19 protein-coding genes and 1 riboswitch are annotated in these 17,290 nt (G+C 46.5%); of the genes, 9 read left to right on the forward strand and 10 right to left on the reverse strand.

Annotation, left to right across the window (positions count from 1 at the left end; all coding sequences use genetic code 11):
• Positions 1 to 42 precede the first annotated feature (42 nt).
• The 4 genes from UQ64_RS30075 to UQ64_RS13085 all read left to right on the forward strand — a co-directional run bounded on the left by UQ64_RS30075 (position 43) and on the right by UQ64_RS13085 (position 1,593).
• Positions 43 to 159 carry a transposase gene (locus UQ64_RS30075; protein ID WP_245237952.1) on the forward strand — a complete coding sequence of 39 codons (117 nt, stop codon included), beginning with the start codon at positions 43 to 45 and terminating at the stop codon, positions 157 to 159.
• Between the two features lie 134 nt (positions 160 to 293).
• Entirely contained in the window at positions 294 to 452 is a 159-nt protein-coding gene (locus UQ64_RS30830) for a hypothetical protein (RefSeq protein WP_156417542.1), read from the forward strand.
• A 422-nt stretch (positions 453 to 874) separates the two neighbouring features.
• A complete protein-coding gene (locus UQ64_RS13080) occupies positions 875 to 1,165 on the forward strand; it encodes a hypothetical protein (protein WP_060623913.1) in 291 nt (96 codons plus the stop codon).
• Between the two features lie 110 nt (positions 1,166 to 1,275).
• A complete protein-coding gene (locus UQ64_RS13085) occupies positions 1,276 to 1,593 on the forward strand; it encodes a hypothetical protein (RefSeq protein WP_156417543.1) in 318 nt (105 codons plus the stop codon).
• 103 nt (positions 1,594 to 1,696) lie between these two features.
• On the opposite strand, the gene odhB is transcribed toward UQ64_RS13085, so the two are convergent.
• Entirely contained in the window at positions 1,697 to 2,980 is a 1,284-nt protein-coding gene (gene odhB, locus UQ64_RS13090) for a 2-oxoglutarate dehydrogenase complex dihydrolipoyllysine-residue succinyltransferase (protein ID WP_060623915.1), read from the reverse strand.
• A gap of 52 nt (positions 2,981 to 3,032) precedes the next feature.
• Entirely contained in the window at positions 3,033 to 5,900 is a 2,868-nt protein-coding gene (locus UQ64_RS13095; RefSeq protein WP_060623916.1) for a 2-oxoglutarate dehydrogenase E1 component, read from the reverse strand.
• 471 nt (positions 5,901 to 6,371) lie between these two features.
• Positions 6,372 to 6,456: riboswitch (cyclic di-GMP riboswitch) on the forward strand.
• Between the two features lie 26 nt (positions 6,457 to 6,482).
• Here UQ64_RS13095 and UQ64_RS30835 point away from each other — a divergent pair.
• On the forward strand, positions 6,483 to 6,638 hold the full coding sequence (locus UQ64_RS30835; RefSeq protein ID WP_231573373.1) for an anti-repressor SinI family protein: 156 nt from the start codon (positions 6,483 to 6,485) through the stop codon (positions 6,636 to 6,638).
• Between the two features lie 200 nt (positions 6,639 to 6,838).
• On the opposite strand, the gene UQ64_RS13100 is transcribed toward UQ64_RS30835, so the two are convergent.
• The 6 genes from UQ64_RS13100 to UQ64_RS13125 form a co-directional block, all read right to left on the reverse strand.
• Positions 6,839 to 7,168, reverse strand: a complete 330-nt coding sequence (locus tag UQ64_RS13100; protein WP_042131791.1) for a helix-turn-helix domain-containing protein — start codon at positions 7,166 to 7,168, stop codon at positions 6,839 to 6,841.
• A gap of 159 nt (positions 7,169 to 7,327) precedes the next feature.
• Positions 7,328 to 7,942 (reverse strand): TasA family protein, encoded by a 615-nt coding sequence (locus tag UQ64_RS13105; RefSeq protein ID WP_060623917.1) that lies wholly within the window; start codon positions 7,940 to 7,942, stop codon positions 7,328 to 7,330.
• 91 nt (positions 7,943 to 8,033) lie between these two features.
• Positions 8,034 to 8,621, reverse strand: a complete 588-nt coding sequence (gene sipW / locus UQ64_RS13110) for a signal peptidase I SipW (protein ID WP_060623918.1) — start codon at positions 8,619 to 8,621, stop codon at positions 8,034 to 8,036.
• Positions 8,611 to 9,837 (reverse strand): hypothetical protein, encoded by a 1,227-nt coding sequence (locus tag UQ64_RS13115; RefSeq protein WP_060623919.1) that lies wholly within the window; start codon positions 9,835 to 9,837, stop codon positions 8,611 to 8,613. The genes sipW and UQ64_RS13115 overlap by 11 nt, the downstream gene beginning before the upstream one ends.
• Positions 9,838 to 10,302: 465 nt before the next feature.
• Complete coding sequence (locus UQ64_RS13120; RefSeq protein ID WP_060623920.1) at positions 10,303 to 10,866, reverse strand: PadR family transcriptional regulator; 564 nt, start codon at positions 10,864 to 10,866, stop codon at positions 10,303 to 10,305.
• 5 nt (positions 10,867 to 10,871) lie between these two features.
• On the reverse strand, positions 10,872 to 12,392 hold the full coding sequence (locus tag UQ64_RS13125) for an MDR family MFS transporter (protein ID WP_060623921.1): 1,521 nt from the start codon (positions 12,390 to 12,392) through the stop codon (positions 10,872 to 10,874).
• 379 nt (positions 12,393 to 12,771) lie between these two features.
• On the opposite strand from UQ64_RS13125, the gene UQ64_RS13130 reads away from it, so the two are divergent.
• The 4 genes from UQ64_RS13130 (at position 12,772) to nfsA (ending at position 16,658) form a co-directional block, all read left to right on the forward strand.
• The gene (locus UQ64_RS13130) at positions 12,772 to 13,044 is read left to right on the forward strand and encodes a metal-sensitive transcriptional regulator (RefSeq protein WP_245237953.1); all 273 of its coding nucleotides are present in this window, start codon (positions 12,772 to 12,774) and stop codon (positions 13,042 to 13,044) included.
• 53 nt (positions 13,045 to 13,097) lie between these two features.
• A complete protein-coding gene (gene copZ, locus UQ64_RS13135; RefSeq protein ID WP_036682768.1) occupies positions 13,098 to 13,298 on the forward strand; it encodes a copper chaperone CopZ in 201 nt (66 codons plus the stop codon).
• Between the two features lie 113 nt (positions 13,299 to 13,411).
• Entirely contained in the window at positions 13,412 to 15,874 is a 2,463-nt protein-coding gene (locus tag UQ64_RS13140; RefSeq protein WP_060623923.1) for a heavy metal translocating P-type ATPase, read from the forward strand.
• A 31-nt stretch (positions 15,875 to 15,905) separates the two neighbouring features.
• Positions 15,906 to 16,658 carry an oxygen-insensitive NADPH nitroreductase gene (nfsA, locus tag UQ64_RS13145; RefSeq protein ID WP_082651117.1) on the forward strand — a complete coding sequence of 251 codons (753 nt, stop codon included), beginning with the start codon at positions 15,906 to 15,908 and terminating at the stop codon, positions 16,656 to 16,658.
• 180 nt (positions 16,659 to 16,838) lie between these two features.
• Here nfsA and UQ64_RS30840 read toward each other — a convergent pair whose 3' ends face one another.
• Complete coding sequence (locus UQ64_RS30840; protein WP_156417545.1) at positions 16,839 to 16,997, reverse strand: hypothetical protein; 159 nt, start codon at positions 16,995 to 16,997, stop codon at positions 16,839 to 16,841.
• A gap of 134 nt (positions 16,998 to 17,131) precedes the next feature.
• Positions 17,132 to 17,248, reverse strand: coding sequence for a transposase (locus tag UQ64_RS30085; protein ID WP_245237954.1), 117 nt, complete (start codon positions 17,246 to 17,248; stop codon positions 17,132 to 17,134).
• Positions 17,249 to 17,290 lie beyond the last annotated feature (42 nt).

The following is a 17,290-nucleotide window of genomic DNA, read 5'->3' on the forward strand; positions in this document are numbered from 1 at the left end:
GTCACCGCCGCTTCCGCGATTTTAGCTGAGGTTGGTGCGGACATGCTTCAGTTTCATTCCGAGCGCCATCTGGCTTCTTGGGCCGGTTTATCCCCAGGCAACTACGAAAGTGCTGGAAAAAAAAGTCCTCACGCATCCTCCACGGCAATCCCCACCTAAAATCCATCCTTGCCGAGTCCGCGTGGGCCGCATCCCGAACGAAAAAAACATATTTAGCCTCAAAATACTGGAAGTTAGCTGCCCGTCGAGGAAAGAAAAAAGCGTTGATTGCAACAGCACACAAGATGCTCACCATGATTTATCACATGCTCCTTCGACAGCAGCCTTATGTAGAACTTGGCGTAGATTACTTAGATCATTTGAATCAACACGTCAGAGCACGGCGATTAGTCAAACAATTGGCATCTTTGGGCTACAATGTGCAGCTTGACTCGCCGCCGGTAGTCTCTTAATCCTTGTCGCCAGGCCTTTAAAATTTTTTTCAATAAATCCCGGGCATCCTATTGCCTTTTTTCCTCCTTCTCTCCATACTCTGGTTCGTGTGCATCCTTACATTTACGTAAAAAAAGACGTACAAACTGACACAGTTGTACGTCTTTTTTCTATTGGTGGGCAGCAGTCCGTGGAGCGTGCGAAACAAAAAAACTAAGGTGATCTGAATTCAGAAAGAATTACTCATTGGAGAATATTATAGAAGCACGGACCGTGTTGCAGCTATTTTTGATTTTTGGTTCATTTTGCTAGGGTTGCGGACTGCATAGCTCTTATTAGCCTCTAGATGTGTATAATTGGAGTGAATTTGAGAGAATAGTTCGGTTTACATAGGCACTTTTTTCGCTGCCCAGGTGTTATAGAATATATAAAGGTTAAGGAGGTGCTTACATCGCCACAGGATTTTCAGCATGTTGCGCCGAATGAATCTGCAGGAGTAGCCTCCTATGATAAGTATGCACAGCAAGCAGATGCGTTCGCTAAACCGGGAGAACTGACCGCTTATCTTGTGAACAATAAAGCAGGCGCAGAAGGCTTGGCAACAGAATTGCCTTTTAAGTATAAAGAGCAGGGGATAGGCGCATATTCTGATTTCTTGAAGGAAATCAAACGGACAGGAGCACCGGTGCTCCCTGCGTTGGCATCGGGGTATGCTTTTAAATTGGTGTTATAAGCCCTAATCATCCGACTACGGATGCGGATAAGAAAAGTTCTCTATATCAGGAGGCGCTACAAGATCTTACTGCCCAAGCAAACCAAGTGAAGGGGAGCGGTAATTTATTCATGAAGGCTATACCGTGGTCGGAGCCCGGCTGGATAAGCGCTACTTATTCGAAGGATAACGCTTATATAGGTATCTCTGCATCGATCATGCATGGCGGGAAAGTGTTCGTGGAGCAAGAACCTGAGAATCAAGCGGATAAGATAATAGTGGAAGGCGCAGAAGTGATCTATAACAAAGTAGTAAAGGAAGAGGTCAGCTACGATTATCTGAACTGGTATAACGAGAAGCAGGATGCGTATTATACACTCAGCAGCTACGGAGATAAGATTTTAACCAAGGAGCAATTTCTACAGTTGGCTGGGGAGCTGTTGAAGTAGAGGAAGTGTAGGGTATAAAAAAGGACGACCACGAAGTTTAACCTCGTGGTTGTCCTTTTTATATAAGATGGATCAAAAGTTGTTCAATTAGGTAAAGGGATAATTAGCCTTCCAGCAGCAGTGCTTCTGGATCTTCCAGCAATTCCTTCACTTTGACGAGGAAGCTTACCGCTTCAGAGCCGTCAACGATCCGGTGATCATAGGAAAGGGCGATATACATCATTGGACGGTTAACGGTTCTTTCTTCATCCAGCGCGATCGGACGCAATTGAATCTTATGCATCCCTAGAATACCTACTTGAGGGGTATTCAGAATCGGGGTGGATAATAGGGAACCGAATACACCGCCGTTGGTGATAGTGAACGTACCGCCTTGAAGCTCGGAGAGGCTAAGCGTATTAGCGCGTGCCTTGGAAGCGAGTTCGCCAATCTGGCGTTCGATTTCCGGGAAGCTGAGGCGATCCGCATCACGGACAACCGGAACCACCAGACCTTCTTTAGCTGCAACGGCAATACCGATGTCGTAGAACTTCTTAACGACCAGATCTTCACCGTCAATCTCAGCATTCAGGAGTGGATAGGTCTTCAGTGCACCGATCACGGCTTTAGTGAAGAAGGACATGAAGCCTAGTCCAACTTCATGCTTCTCTTTAAACGCATCCTTGCGGCGCTTGCGGATGTCGAGGATCGCGGTCATGTCCACCTCGTTGAAGGTGGTCAGCATAGCTGCGGTCTGCTGCGCTTCTACCAAGCGGCTGGCAATCGTGAGCCGTCTGCGCGACATGCGCTTACGCTCTACGTTCTTGCCGTCCTCCGGCGCGGCTTTGCTCGCTGCCGGCTTCGCTGGCTCCGGCTTGGCTTGCGCCGCCGGAGCTGCCGGTGCAGCGGCCTGCGGCGCTGCTGCACCATGACCCGACACATCGGCCTGACCAATCCGGCCGATAGGATCACGGGCGCTAACCTCGCCGAGGTCGATGCCGCGCTCCCGTGCCAGCTTGCGTGCGCCCGGCGATGCCAGTGCAGCGGGGCTGTCGCCACCTGCTGCAGGCACTTCGGGCGCAGCTACAGCTACTGGTGCAGCGGCTGCTGCGCTACCGCTTGCCGGTGCCGCTTCAGGCGCTTTGCTCTCAGCGGACTGCGGCTTACTGCCGCTAGCGGCTCCAATGATGCCGATGGCTTCGCCAACGGCTACGTTCTCGCCCGCTTGACGCAGGATGGAGGAGATGACCCCCTCCACCTCCGCACTAATTTCCAAATTGACTTTATCCGTCTCTAACTCAGCAAGCACATCACCTTGACCTACCGTGTCGCCTTCTTTAACCAGCCATTTGTAGATGGTTCCTTCGGATATAGATTCTCCCAGATCGGGTACTAAGATTTCTGACACAGGCCGTTACCTCCCCAAACATAATGGTTTACGCTATTGTGATACCGTCCTCTTAAGAGGACGGTACAGCTGTTTGTACTTGTGAATTTGCTTTTAGGGCCTCTGAAACAATTCTACGCTGTTCAAAGCTATGAACATCTGCATAACCACTCGCAGGACTGGAACGTTCCGGACGTCCAATATATCTCACGCTAGTGTTTTGCGGTGCGATGGTGCGTAACCGAGGTTCGGTGTAACTCCAGCCACCCATATTCTTCGGCTCTTCTTGCACCCAGACAATTTCCTGAAGGGATGGGAAGGAGCTTAGGTGGGCACTCAGTTCACGTTCTGGGAACGGATAGAGTTGCTCTAGGCGAAGTACATGTAGCCAAGACCAATCTTTGTCTGAAGCAGCTTCCAGTTCTGTTTGTATATCGATGGCTACTTTACCGCTGCAGACTACGAGACGCTTAACCTCACCTGGTTTTTGGCCTAGAAGAGGTTCTGATAACACAGGCTGGAATTGTCCTGAGGCGAGCTCAGTTCCGGCAGAAGCGCTGCGCGGATTACGAATGAGACTCTTCGGTGTCATAATGACTAGCGGTCTTGCATCTTCCTGTCCGCATAACGCCGCTTGGCGCCGCAAGAGATGGAAATACTGAGAGGCGCTCGTCAAGTTGGCAACGGTCCAGTTTTCTTCTGCAGATAATTGCAGGAAGCGTTCCAATCTACCACTGGAATGCTCAGGTCCCTGTCCTTCGTAGCCATGAGGCAGCATAATGACAAGATTGCTGCGCTGCGTCCATTTGGCACGTCCAGCGGCAATGAATTGGTCAAATATAACCTGACCTGCATTCGCGAAATCGCCATATTGTGCCTCCCAGATCACGAAGGTTTCTGGTGCGAACACATTATAACCATACTCAAAGCCTAGTACCGATGCCTCTGACAGTGGACTGTTGTACACGCCAAAGGAAGCGCGGGAATCACTTAGCTGATGAAGCGGAGAGAACAATTCTCCGGTCTTACTGTCGTGCAGCACTAGATGGCGATGAGCGAAGGTTCCGCGCTGAGCATCCTGACCGCTCAGGCGAATTGGCGTACCATCCTTAAGAATGGTAGCGAAAGCGAGAGACTCAGCGAGTGCCCAGTCGACCTTTTCGCCCTCATTCAGTGCATCCTTGCGACGCTGCAGAATTCGTTCCAGCTTCGGATAGACTTGGAATCCTTTTGGAACAGTCAGCAGTTCACGATTGATCTCCTGCAGACTGGAGACGGATAATGCTGTAGAGCCTGGCGCAGCGTGTTCCGCTTCTAGCGGAATGAAGGCTTTCGGTTCTTTTTTCTTGTGATTGCCTTCCTTCATGCTATCGTACGCACGTTGCAATACGCTTTCTGCTGCAGCATTCATCTCCTTAACATCATCGGCTGTCAGAATCTTTTCACGCTGAAGTCGCTCAGCATAGACCTTGTAGACGGTTGGATGTTTGCGCACCTTACTGTAGACAATAGGCTGTGTAGTGTCAGGATCATCCATCTCGTTGTGACCATGTCGGCGGTAGCCGATGAGATCAATCACGAAATCCTTTTTAAATTGGTGGCGATATGCGCTAGCTAAGCGAACAGCTGCTACACAGGCTTCCGGATCATCGGCATTGACATGGACAATCGGGATTTCATACCCTTTGGCGATGTCACTGGCATAATGCGTAGAACGGGAGTCTTCACTTTCGGTCGTAAAGCCGATCCGGTTATTTACAATAATATGGATCGTCCCACCGTTTTGATAACCTTGAAGTTTGCCGATATTAAGTGTTTCCGCAACAATCCCTTCACCTGGAAAAGCAGCATCACCATGCATTAGCACCGCCATAGCTTTACTGGTATCAATCTTCGGCAATCCGGCTGTGCTCCGATCTTCTTGAGCAGCACGAGTGAAGCCTTCCACGACAGGATTGACGAATTCCAGGTGACTTGGGTTATTCGCTAGTGTTATTCTTGTGCGTACGGTTTCTCCTTCACGGACAGCGCGGTCTGCACCGAGATGGTATTTCACATCACCTGTCCAGCCATAGTTAATGCCTGTAGAGCCTTCGGAAGGGAAAAGCTCCTTATTCGGAGAATGGTGAAACTCTGAAAATATAATATCATAAGGTTTGCCCAAAATATGTGCAAGAACGTTGAGGCGACCACGATGCGCCATGCCCATCAGAATATGCTCTGCGCCGTCATGCGCAGCAGCGCGTACGATTTCATCCAGCATCGGTACGAGAGCGTCATTGCCTTCCAAGCTGAAACGCTTCTGACCCACAAAGGTTTTGTGGAGGAAGGTTTCGAATTGCTCTACTTGGATCAGGCGGTTTAGCAGCTCTTTGCGTTCTGCATTATTTAAAGGCGCTGGTGAGCTTGTGGATTCTGCCTGCCTGTTCAACCATTTTAGTTCTTGTTCTTCATGCACATGCCCGAATTCATAGGCGATCGTCTTGGTGTAGGCCTGACGCATACGCTGAACTGCATCCCATCCGGTATGCACATCATTCGGCGCATTCTCCCAAATGAGTGTGGCAGGTAATGCGATCAGATCCTCACGAGTCAGCTCATAGGTTTCGAGTTCGAGATATTTAGCCATGGGATTGTGATCGCGCTCAAGCGGATCGATATCAGCGGCCATATGGCCATATATACGAATATTAGCGATTAGCTTGGAAGCTCTTACTGCCTTTCTAAGCCATTCGGTGTCTCCCGAAATGCGAGGCTGTGGAGCCGGTTCGCTATCCGGTGTTAGGGGTGGGGGACCCGAATTTGTAAAAAGCTCGCGATAATTATTCTCTACGGTGGATGGATCTTTCACAAACTGTTCATATCTTTCTTGAATGTAGCCTAAATTGGGTCCGTAATACTTACTCCAAATGGATTCGTTATAGGGCTCTTTGGCTGCCATGAATACATCCTCCTTAACGGATGAACTCCAAACGTGACATTTTGTGTCAACGCTTACTGGAGCTGTGATGATTGCGGTTTCATTTCTCATCTTATTGTGCTACTTTCCACACGTGTAATCAATTCTTTCTTTCGTCCAATACGTTCGCAAAATGGTATGGGTTAGCTTGTTCTACTAAAACAAGAGTTCTTCTTTTTTTATTACCCATTCTAAAGGCCCACTAAAATGATTCTAATATCCTTATTTTTAACTAATAGGGAAGGAAATATCATTCTATCGGCTTAATTAATTTTATGAATAGGACGAGTATCGTGTTAAAAGGACAAGATATCGCACAAAAGAGCTTCTATTTTTTGTTTTTTAATGGAAAAACTAATCAGAAATCGACACACTTTTCCACTTTAGTATAGTATAATGTTATTGCAGTTAGCATTTTTCATATATTCAAAGTAGATCCTTTCGTGTAAAGGGTCCAGTAAAAGGTAAACCTGCCGAAAGGCAGGGGCACAAAGTCGCGGGTCTAAGGTAGAAATACTATGACAGCCGGATTGCCTGGGGACTAAAATCTTAGGAGGAGATTTTTTGGACAAGTCCAACCAGGGAAGCAACAGAGAACAGCAGGTCATTGATCTAGACGTAGAGTGGGTCCATTTATTATTAGCAGCTAAGAAGGCTGGCATAAAGGCAGATGAAATTCGTCGCTTCTTTCATGAGAAGACTGTGCAAGCCGTGCAGTAATACATTCAGAGCATTAGATACCAAAAGAGCACATCGATAACTCGCTGTGCTCTTTTTCTTTATATAAGAATCTATAAGTTTCAGACTTGTTCCTTATATTCTGCTAGAATACAAACGCCTTCGCAGTCCATGTTAGGAGGGCGAAGGCGCTTATGCTTGATAGTATGAGTAGAAGAGGATCTTATCAGGTCAGGTGGATATTAATCCTTCTGATCCAGGCGCCATTTCTGGTAGTCCAGAAACTCCTTGAATTCGCGTTTGCTTATGCCTGAGGCCATAGCTTCCTGCACCAATCGGAACCATTCCGAATCTAAAGGTGATTCCTCAGCATCATTGGGTTCTCCATAGAGTAGAGCGTGGATGGATACCTGAAGCGCGTCGGCGATCTTTTCGATAAACTGGATTGAAGGATTGGATTGGATGTTTCTCTCCACATTGCTAAGATACGACTTAGCAACATCCGCTCTGTCCGCAAGCTCAGATAGGGATAATCCCTTTTCTAGGCGGAGATGCTGGATACGTTGGCCCATATTTTGTGGCACTATGCTGACGCCCCTCCGTAATTTTTGTTATTAGTATAGCAAATATCAATAAATTCGACAAAGATTATTGTAAAGAGAAAAGCAGCATCTACTTATCCGCTTACCGGAATAAGAATCTGCTGCTCTTCGAATGGAAGACTTATTAGATTATTTAGCGGATCCTTCGGTTTGTCTAGCTTCGAAATCCCAAGTCAGTTTTAACGAATCCTTTTGGAAATAGTTCTGGTCTTTACCGTCATCAACAAATTCGAATTTCACGGAGAAGGTGTCATTTGTACCTGCTTTAATACCAGAAGCTTCGGTCCATATTTGATCAAACCCAGTGTTTTTTACGAGATCCGGTGTCAGAGCCTTCAAATCGGCCAGTGTTGTTTCCCAAACTATTTTTTCTTCACTACCAGGTAAGATGCCGCTTTTATCTTTATTCACCAGGAATTTGACTTTAATCGCTTTAGCTAAATCATTAGTACCGTTGTTACCACCTACATCATTAATAGAGGTAGTTGTTTTGAGGAGGATAGAGCCGATATCAAGTGTACCGTCATTTTTCAGTTTGAAGTCTCTTTTGATAGTATCACCTGGCTTCAGATCCTTCAAATCAACGATAACCGAAGGGTCTGAGTTCAGATCGAGTGTACCTGCAGCAAATGTAGCAGTGCTTTGTGCAGTGTCGCTAAAGTATGCGAAGGTTCCTCCGCCAATCAATGATAAACCCAGTGCTGCAGATGCTACGCCAAGACCCAATGTTTTCTTGATACCCATAATAAAATTCCTCCTCAAATTTGTGTTTAAATTTTATAAAATTTATATATTGTAACTTCCGGTTCGTAAGCGGAAGCGGACAATCAACGGATTACTGTATTTCAGTTGGGGGTGGAGAGGTAGGTAGTATGGCAGCATTTTTCTTTTCAAGTGCAGCTACAGCCTTCCATGACGAGTACAGGGCATATAGCAGGAGCATCAAGCCAGGTACGATCATGAGCACGACACTTCCAGCTTTGGAAACCGCGAAATTCATAGCGTAACCTACATAAGGTACGGTGACCCCGGTATACTCAGCTACAACATTCGTTGAACTGGTAGGGTTCATATCAGGCGCATCATTGTTATCGCCTTTCGTGCGATACATGGCTTCACCGGTAGCGTTATTCATTGTTGCTTCTACAACACGGTGAGTAATGAGCAGGTTTTCTTCATTTCTAAAGGTGATGACATCGCCTTTTTTGAAGCGATTCATATCTCCTCCGGGTTTTAAAGCGACAATCGAACCGGTCTGAATCCCTGGTTCCATCGAACCTGAGAGTACGGATTTGATCTGGTATCCGAAGAAGGCAGGTTCACCGCCGGAGGCCTTAGATAAAACTACGGCTACCACCAGCAGGATAAAGATGACAAGCATGATGCTCGATAATGTATTGTTGATCAGTTTTTTAATCCGCATATTGTTCTCCACCTTTGTCTTGTTGAGGGTCCGAAGGAGCTTGTGTTGCTACCGGTGGGGAAGAAGCTGTATCTTCCGCTTTTGGTGTCTCCTGAGGAACCTTTTGCTGTGGTACATCTTGTGGAATCTTTGGCTCTTCACCAACTTCCGGATCGACCGGGTTAGTGACAGGGGCTTTAGGTTCTTCTTTATTTATGTTCTCGGGAGCAGCTTCACCTGTCGGTGGAGTCACTTCCGTTTTTGCTTTCTCCTCTGCCTCAGCTTTCGCTTTGTCCTCTGCCTCTGCCTCAGCTTTCGCTTTGTCCTCGGCTTCTTGCTTTTCTTTTTTCGTAAGTGCCAAACGTTCCTCTTCTTTCTTCGCTTGTTCCAGTGCCTCTAGTCGGGCTTTCTCAAGCGCTTCCAATTGTTGTTCACGGGTTTGGCTGATCAATTGGAGCTGACTCTGAAGATTACTGATTCCTGAAGTAGCCGATTCTTTAAGACCATTCATTTCAGTATTGAGATTTTCATAAGTCGAGGTAAGTTCGCTAGAGATATTGCCGGCCGGCTGACTAAATGGAATCAGGAAAGGTAACGGCTGTTGAAACGCCTCATTGCGTAACTCGGGTTGTCCATATACATCACTGGTCACTACCGAAGCAAATGGAAGGCTGATGTCGTGTATGGAGTTTAGGTATTGGATGACTCCATTTAAGGAAGCATTCAGGGATTCGGAGATTACACCACTTTGATTCAGGCTGCTTTGCAGCTCTATGAAGAATTGTTCATCCTTGATTTCTAGACAGTTTGAATCTAGAGAGGTCATATATCCTCCAATCTGGAATAGGACGGCTGCTGCTGCGTTTAGCTCACCATTGATTTCGTTCCAAATTTGGCTGTTGGTGGCCAGTTGCTCATTCACGCCATCGATTTGAGATTGGAGCACAGAGATTTGCGAGGAAATCTCTTGCGCTGCGACATCAAGCTCATCCAGCGTCATGCCTTCTATTCCCGAAACGTCTGAGAGACTGCCTGAAGGGGTATAGCTTTGCAGCGATCCTTTTAAAGCAGTAGCTCTTTCGATATGATCTTTGAGTTCTGTTAAAAGCCCCTTGATCGAGTTTGGAAATACTTCGCAAAAGCTAATTGTGCTAGTGGTTTGCGTAGTAGCTCCAAAACCACCATAGGTACTACCCACTTGCTGCGAGGTAGTCAGAAACAAGACGGAGACAGCCATTCCTGATTGCAGAACACGTAATCCGATTTGCCGCTTTCTTTTAGGTCTTCTTTTTGCTGATCTGGGTCTCAGAGGAATACCTCCCCTCAATGTCTTTAGTTTCTTTGGTTCGTTATTATTGTTCTTTATTAAGAACGACTTCTGTAATGAATAATACATGGAATAAATTGAAAAGAAAACTGCCAATAAGTCTCGTTTGTGCTCTATAAAGAACAAAAATGTTAATTTATCTCTATTTATCTCATTTTTTCGCTTGATATCTGTTTTTTATTCGTAATAAAGAACGATATGTAAGAAAGGGACTGCATTGAAAATAGCCTAATCGTATAAGAGGCACGATTAGGCTATTAAGAATCCTGGGGAGTTTAATTGTGGGTTGGGTTAGGGAAGACGAGTACCACGTGGACTAACATATAGGTCATACCATTGCCGCTGTAAGAGCAAAAAAAAGAGACCCTAAGGCCTCTACTCTGTATTGAGCGGTGTTCCAATGTCATTCAACTTGCGTGCTACAACGTCAACATAGAGACGTTGCAGCCATTTTAGCTCAGTAAGGGTGTGTTCATAGGTGCCGTACATGAGATGAAGGGCGGAACGAGGAACAATGGCAATATGTTCTTCATATACCTGATAAGCCAGATTCACCTGATGTTCGGTTTCCCGAATACGTTCTTCGAGCAGCTTCTCCACCTTGCTTTGATCAACATGACGGGACATGGCTAGAGCCATATACATCGGATGATACAAGGGCTCGTTCTTTTTAATTTGCTGTAGAATTAACTGCTCGAATAAATTTTTACCTTGCTCAGTAATACCGTAAATGGTTTTGTCTGGGCGATCACTACTGCTAATCACCTCTAAAGCTTCAATATAGCCATCTTGTGCAAGTTTATCGACAGCGTAATAAAGAGACCCGAGCTGCAGCTTTGTAATCCGGTCCATGGAGCGCTCTTTCATGACTATTGTAATTTCATAGGGATGCATATTCCGTTCCAGCAGTAGACCGAGAATGGCCAATTTCATCGACATAATAGTTACCTTTTACCCTCTGACGCCTGAGCAGCTTTACTCGGAATGGTGAGGCGGTCTTTTGGCATAAGCAGGACAAAGACTAAACCAAGGACGGCAGGAATCAAGGCCCACATAAAGGTATGTGCAATAGAAGAGGACAGTGCGCTAGAGATTTTCTCTAATATTTCCGGTGGAATCTTGGCTCTTGCTTCAGGTGTCAGGGCTGCTCGTGGATCACCGAAGGCCGCTGATTGCTCACTTCCGCCAAAAGCATCGCTAATACTGCTAGTGAAGTTATTACGCTGAATAATACCGAAGATCGTAATCCCCAGCGTCATCCCAAGAGAACGCATAAAGGTACTTGTTGAAGTTGCCGAACCGCGTTGACGCATGTCGAAATTATGGATCGCCGCCATGCTTAGTACGGAGAAGGAGAAGCCTACGCCGAACCCAGTCAATGCCATAAATACATTCAGCATGAGACGGGAGGTATCTGGTGACAAAGTGCTTAGACTGTAGACACCTGCGACAAAGCAGACTGCGGACAGGATCATAATGTTGCGGAAGCTGGTTTTGGTGGTGAGTAGTCCTCCGGTCTGACTGCCCACGACCGTACCGATCATCATCGGCATGAGGATCAGTCCAGAGTTCGTAGCGGATCCGCCAAATACGCCCTGTACAAAGATAGGAATGTAGATGGTGGCTACGATAAAGGCAGAGCCATAGAACAAGGCTGTCACACTGCTTGTTACAAACAACCGTTTACTGAACATCGCGAACGAGATAACAGGTTCAGCCGCCACTCTCTCAATGAGGATGAATGCCAGCAAGAGTACAGCGAAGCCGACGAATAAGCCGAGAATGACACTAGAATCCCAAGCGTATTGATTGCCTCCCAGTTCTAGCGCAAACATTAGGCAGATAATGGCGCCGACGAGAGTGAAGGCTCCGCCCCAGTCGATGCGCTGTTTAGCGTGAGAGATCGATTCTTTGTAAGAGGTTGCGATCAGAAAAAGTGCAATAATTCCGAGCGGCAGGTTAATGTAGAATACCCATTGCCAGCCTACATAGTCGGTAATATATGCACCCAATAATGGTCCGAGTACACTGGAGATTCCGAAGACGGCACCGAAAAGGCCGGTCAGCTTTCCTCTTTTTTCAGGAGGGTAAATGTCGAAAACGATGGTGAAGGCGATAGGCATTAGTGCACCGCCGCCGATCCCTTGGATAGCCCGGTAAATACTGAGCTGTGTAATACTGGTTGCAGTACCGCATAGTGCTGAGCCAACAAGGAATACAATCAGACCGAACATGAAGAAACGTTTACGCCCATACATATCCGAGAGCTTGCCGAAGATAGGGGTTCCAGCCATTACCATGACCATATAGGCCGAGGTGACCCATACGATTTTGTCCAGACCGCCAAGGTCGGAGACTATGGTTCCCATAGCTGAAGCTACAATGGTATTGTCCATCGCGGACATAAGAATACCAAGCAGTAGGCCGACAACTACGAGTTTAAGATTACTTTCTTTAGTATCCATGCTTCGCAGGCTCCTTTTCTTAAATAGTGATAAATCCGTTCAAAATATGTCCATACTTGATAAGCAAAACTTATTATATTCAAATTTGAATAGGGTGGCAATAGTTTTTTATCAAACATAAGAAGTATAAGTTTCACACAATACTATATGTCTTATATTTCTCGCTTAAACGCTTACCGTCCTTATAAGGACACCGAAGGCGTTTATGCTTGAAAAAATGGGATTTAGGGGATAGGGAATAAAGAACGCCTCTTGACATACCCTACGGGGGTATATTATATTATTGGCAAGGAGGCTGATTCTTATGTCTACTAGTAAGCAAGAACAAACTGAGAAATCCTGTGAAGCTGACTGTCATTCTTCAGCATCTGGAGAACGAATGAGTCATCATTCGGCAGATTTCAAAAATGGTTTGAATACTCGCCTCAACCGGATTGAGGGCCAGATCCGCGGGATAAAGGGTATGATAGAGCGGGATACTTATTGTGACGATGTGCTCAATCAGCTCGCAGCGGTTCAAGCGGCACTAAACGGTGTGGGTAAGATGCTGCTGGAAGGGCACATGAAGAGTTGTATTGTTGAACGAATCGAAGCCGGTGAACATGAGGTTATCGATGAGCTGCTAATTACGGTTAACAAATTAATGAAATAATAAGCTAATGCTCTTTGAGCATGGCTTCATAACATTTACTGGAGGTAATAATAATGTCGAACGCTACATTAAACGTTGAAGGAATGTCTTGTGGCCACTGTGTCAACTCTGTAGAGAAGGCTGTAGGTAATCTTGGAGCTACTGCAAAAGTTGATCTTGCTGCTAAAAAAGTTTCCGTTGAGTATGATGAGAACAAGGTGAGCCTTGGAGCTATTAAAGAAGCTATTGAAGACCAAGGGTATGATGTAGTTTAATTTGAAGCACAGTAATAAGGCTTGGAGCTGTTTGGGAATTGCCCAAGCTCCAAAGCCTTTTCTTTTTTTAGAAATTATCATACCCTATAAGGGTATGAGGAGGCTTGGAAATCATGGATAAGTTAAAAACAGCAGCTTCACTCAATGAACAGCAAGCAACTGTGCAGATTACAGGCATGACCTGTTCTGCTTGTGCAGCTCGAATTGAGAAAGGTTTGTCCCGGATGGAGGGTGTTTCTCGCGCAAATGTAAATTTAGCCTTGGAACAAGCCACTGTCGGATTCGATCCTTCTGTATCAGGGTTACCACAAATTGAAGATAAAATCCGCGCTCTTGGTTATGATACCGTCAAAGAGACCGCGGATTTTGATATATCAGGCATGACCTGCGCTGCATGCTCGGCACGGATCGAAAAAGTGTTGAGCCGTACGCCGGGGATCGCAGCAGTGAACGTGAATTTAGCGCTGGAAACAGCACATGTAGAATATACTCCCGGTAATATTAGTCCAAGAGAGATCATGGAGAAGGTAAGCAATATCGGATACAAAGCTACCCTTAAAGAAGACCGCAAGGATCATGTGGATCGTCGTGTACAGGAAATTCAGCATAAGAAGTGGAAGTGGATCATTTCTGCTATTCTTTCTTTCCCATTGTTATGGGCGATGGCAGGTCATTTCTCCTTCACAAGCTGGATTCCAACACCGGAGATATTTATGAATCCTTGGTTACAGCTTATTCTGGCGACCCCCGTACAGTTTATCATCGGCTGGCAGTTCTACGTAGGCGCGTATAAAGCACTTCTTAACGGGAGTGCCAATATGGATGTGTTAGTCGTACTGGGGACATCAGCAGCGTATTTCTACAGTCTTTATCTGACGATTGATTCATTAAGTATGAAGGGAATGAATCATACCGTAGAAATGTATTATGAGACGAGTGCTGTACTCATCACGCTCATTCTCGTCGGTAAATGGTTCGAGGCGCTAGCGAAAGGACGTTCCTCTGACGCCATTAAGAGCTTAATGGGGCTTCAGGCAAAGACGGCCCTCGTGATCCGCGATGGCAAAGAAATGAATATCTCGACCGATGAAGTGATTCCCGGCGATATTGTATTGGTGAAGCCCGGAACAAAGGTGCCTGTGGATGGCGAGGTAGTAGAGGGTTCCTCTTCTGTGGACGAGTCTATGTTGACCGGAGAAAGTATTCCTGTAGAGAAAAAACCTGGAGATACCGTTATCGGTGCTACATTAAATAAGAATGGGATCTTAAGAATCAAAGCCAACAAAGTAGGAAGAGACACTGCACTCGCTCAAATTATTAGAGTAGTGGAGGAGGCCCAAGGTTCCAAAGCGCCGATCCAGCGGATCGCGGATGTCATCTCAGGGATTTTTGTACCGATTGTTGTAGGAATTGCGATGATCACTTTCTTGGTCTGGTACTTCTGGGCAGCACCTGGTCAATTTGCCGATGCCCTTGAAAAAGCTATTGCGGTGCTCGTAATTGCCTGTCCATGTGCGTTAGGTCTTGCAACGCCGACCTCCATTATGGCGGGATCGGGCCGCGCTGCGGAGCTTGGTATTCTGTTCAAGGGTGGTGAGCATTTAGAAGGCGCACAAGGGATTAAGATCGTTGTCCTAGATAAGACAGGTACGGTTACAAATGGTAAGCCCGTGCTGACTGATATCGTGACTACCACTGGAATTGCCGCTTATGGTAAAGAAAGTGCGGAGAATCGTCTATTAGCTTTAACTGCGGCAGCCGAGAAATTATCAGAGCATCCGCTTGCGGAAGCTATCGTAGCAGGAGCTGCTGACAGAGGATTGATCTTACCCACCGCTGAACAGTTTGATAATGTACCTGGACGGGGGATTATGGCTGTTGTCTCCGATCAACAAGTTAGGGTGGGTACACGGCGCATGATGGAAGATCATCAATTGGACATCACAGAGTGGACCCCAATCATGAAGAGACTGGAAGAGGCAGGAAAGACAGCTATGCTTGTAGCGGTGGACGATGAGATTGCCGGGATTGTCGCTGTGGCGGATACGATTAAGCCAACCTCAAAAGCAGCTGTAGCTGCGCTTCATGAGATGGGCATAGAGGTCGTTATGATTACGGGTGACAATAAAATCACCGCAGAAGCTATTGCGAAGCAAGCAGGTATTCGAAAAGTGTTAGCAGAGGTTCTACCAGAAGGCAAAGCGGAGGAAGTTCGTAAGCTGCAGCGGAATGGGACAAAGGTAGCTATGGTTGGAGATGGCATCAATGATGCTCCTGCACTGGCTACTGCAGATACAGGTATGGCGATCGGTACAGGTACGGATGTAGCTATGGAGGCAGCAGATATTACGCTGATGCGGGGAGATTTGAAGAGCATACCCGATGCCATTATGATGAGCCGTAAAACGATGAGCAATATTAAGCAGAATTTGTTCTGGGCACTTGCATACAATACAATAGGTATACCGATTGCTGCACTCGGATTTCTAGCTCCATGGCTAGCTGGAGCTGCGATGGCATTCAGTTCCGTGTCTGTCGTCTTGAATGCACTTCGGTTACAGCGGGTTAAGCTGTAAGAGAAACATAACAATGTAAGGAGTGACCGCTGTGCAAGAAAACAACGAAACAATTTCTCTATTAATGAATCATGCATCCGTCCGCAAGTATCAGGATAAGGCAGTAAGTGATGAGCAGCTTGCAGCTATTATTGGAGCAGGTCAAATGGCTTCAACTTCCAGTAGTGTACAAGCCTATAGTGTTATTGCAGTGACTGACTCGGCTCTAAAAGCAGAGCTTGCCGGATTAGCGGGTAATCAGGCTTATATAGAACAGTGTCCAGTCTTCTTGGTCTGGTGCGCGGATCTGTATCGGCTGCGTGAGGTCACAAAACCTCATTTGCAAGGAGAGACATCGTATGAAGATTCTACGGAGAACCTTATTGTAGCTACCGTTGATGTTGCGCTTGCTGCTCAGAATGCTGCTGTGGCTGCGGAATCGCTTGGGCTTGGAATTGTTTATATCGGCGGAATCCGTAACCGGATCGCGGAGGTTTCTGAGCTGCTTGGACTGCCCGAATTGGTCTACCCGATATTTGGAATGTGTGTGGGCTACCCTGATGGAGCTTCAAGCCTGCGTCCGCGTCTGCCATTAGAGGCTGTTCTACATCGCAATCGCTACAATGCCGAAACCACAGTGGAGCAGGTCAAGACTTACGATAAAGTCTCTTCAGACTATATGCGTGAGCGGACTCAGGGTGCCAAGGATACACCTTGGTCTGTGATTATGGCAGAGCGGTTGGCACAGCCAGCGCGAATGCATATGAAGGAATTCCTGCTCGGAAAAGGATTCTTCAAGAGGTAATTTAGTGTTTTCGTTTAAAGAGGCTGCTCTATTCGTAGTTAAAACTACGGATATGGCTGCTTCTTTTTTTACGTAAATGTAAGGATGCACACGAACCAGAGTATGGAGAGAAGGAGGAAAAAAGGCAATAGGATGCCCGGGATTTATTGATAAAAAATTTTAAAGGCCTGGCGACAAGGATTAAGAGACTTCCGGCGGCGAGTCAAGCTGCACATTGTAGCCCAAAGATGCCAATTGTTTGACTAATCGCCGTGCTCTGACGTGTTGATTCAAATGATCTAAGTAATCTACGCCAAGTTCTACATAAGGCTGCTGTCGAAGGAGCATGTGATAAATCATGGTGAGCATCTTGTGTGCTGTTGCAATCAACGCTTTTTTCTTTCCTCGACGGGCAGCTAACTTCCAGTATTTTGAGGCTAAATATGTTTTTTTCGTTCGGGATGCGGCCCACGCGGACTCGGCAAGGATGGATTTTAGGTGGGGATTGCCGTGAAGGATGCGTGAGGACTTTTTTTTCCAGCACTTTCGTAGTTTCCTGGGGATAAACCGGCCCAAGAAGCCAGATGGCGCTCGGAATGAAACTGAAGCATGTCCGCACCAACCTCAGCTAAAATCGCGGAAGCGGCGGTGAC

It is taken from the genome of Paenibacillus etheri, from assembly GCF_001012825.1.
GTDB classification, from domain to species: domain Bacteria; phylum Bacillota; class Bacilli; order Paenibacillales; family Paenibacillaceae; genus Paenibacillus_AQ; species Paenibacillus_AQ etheri.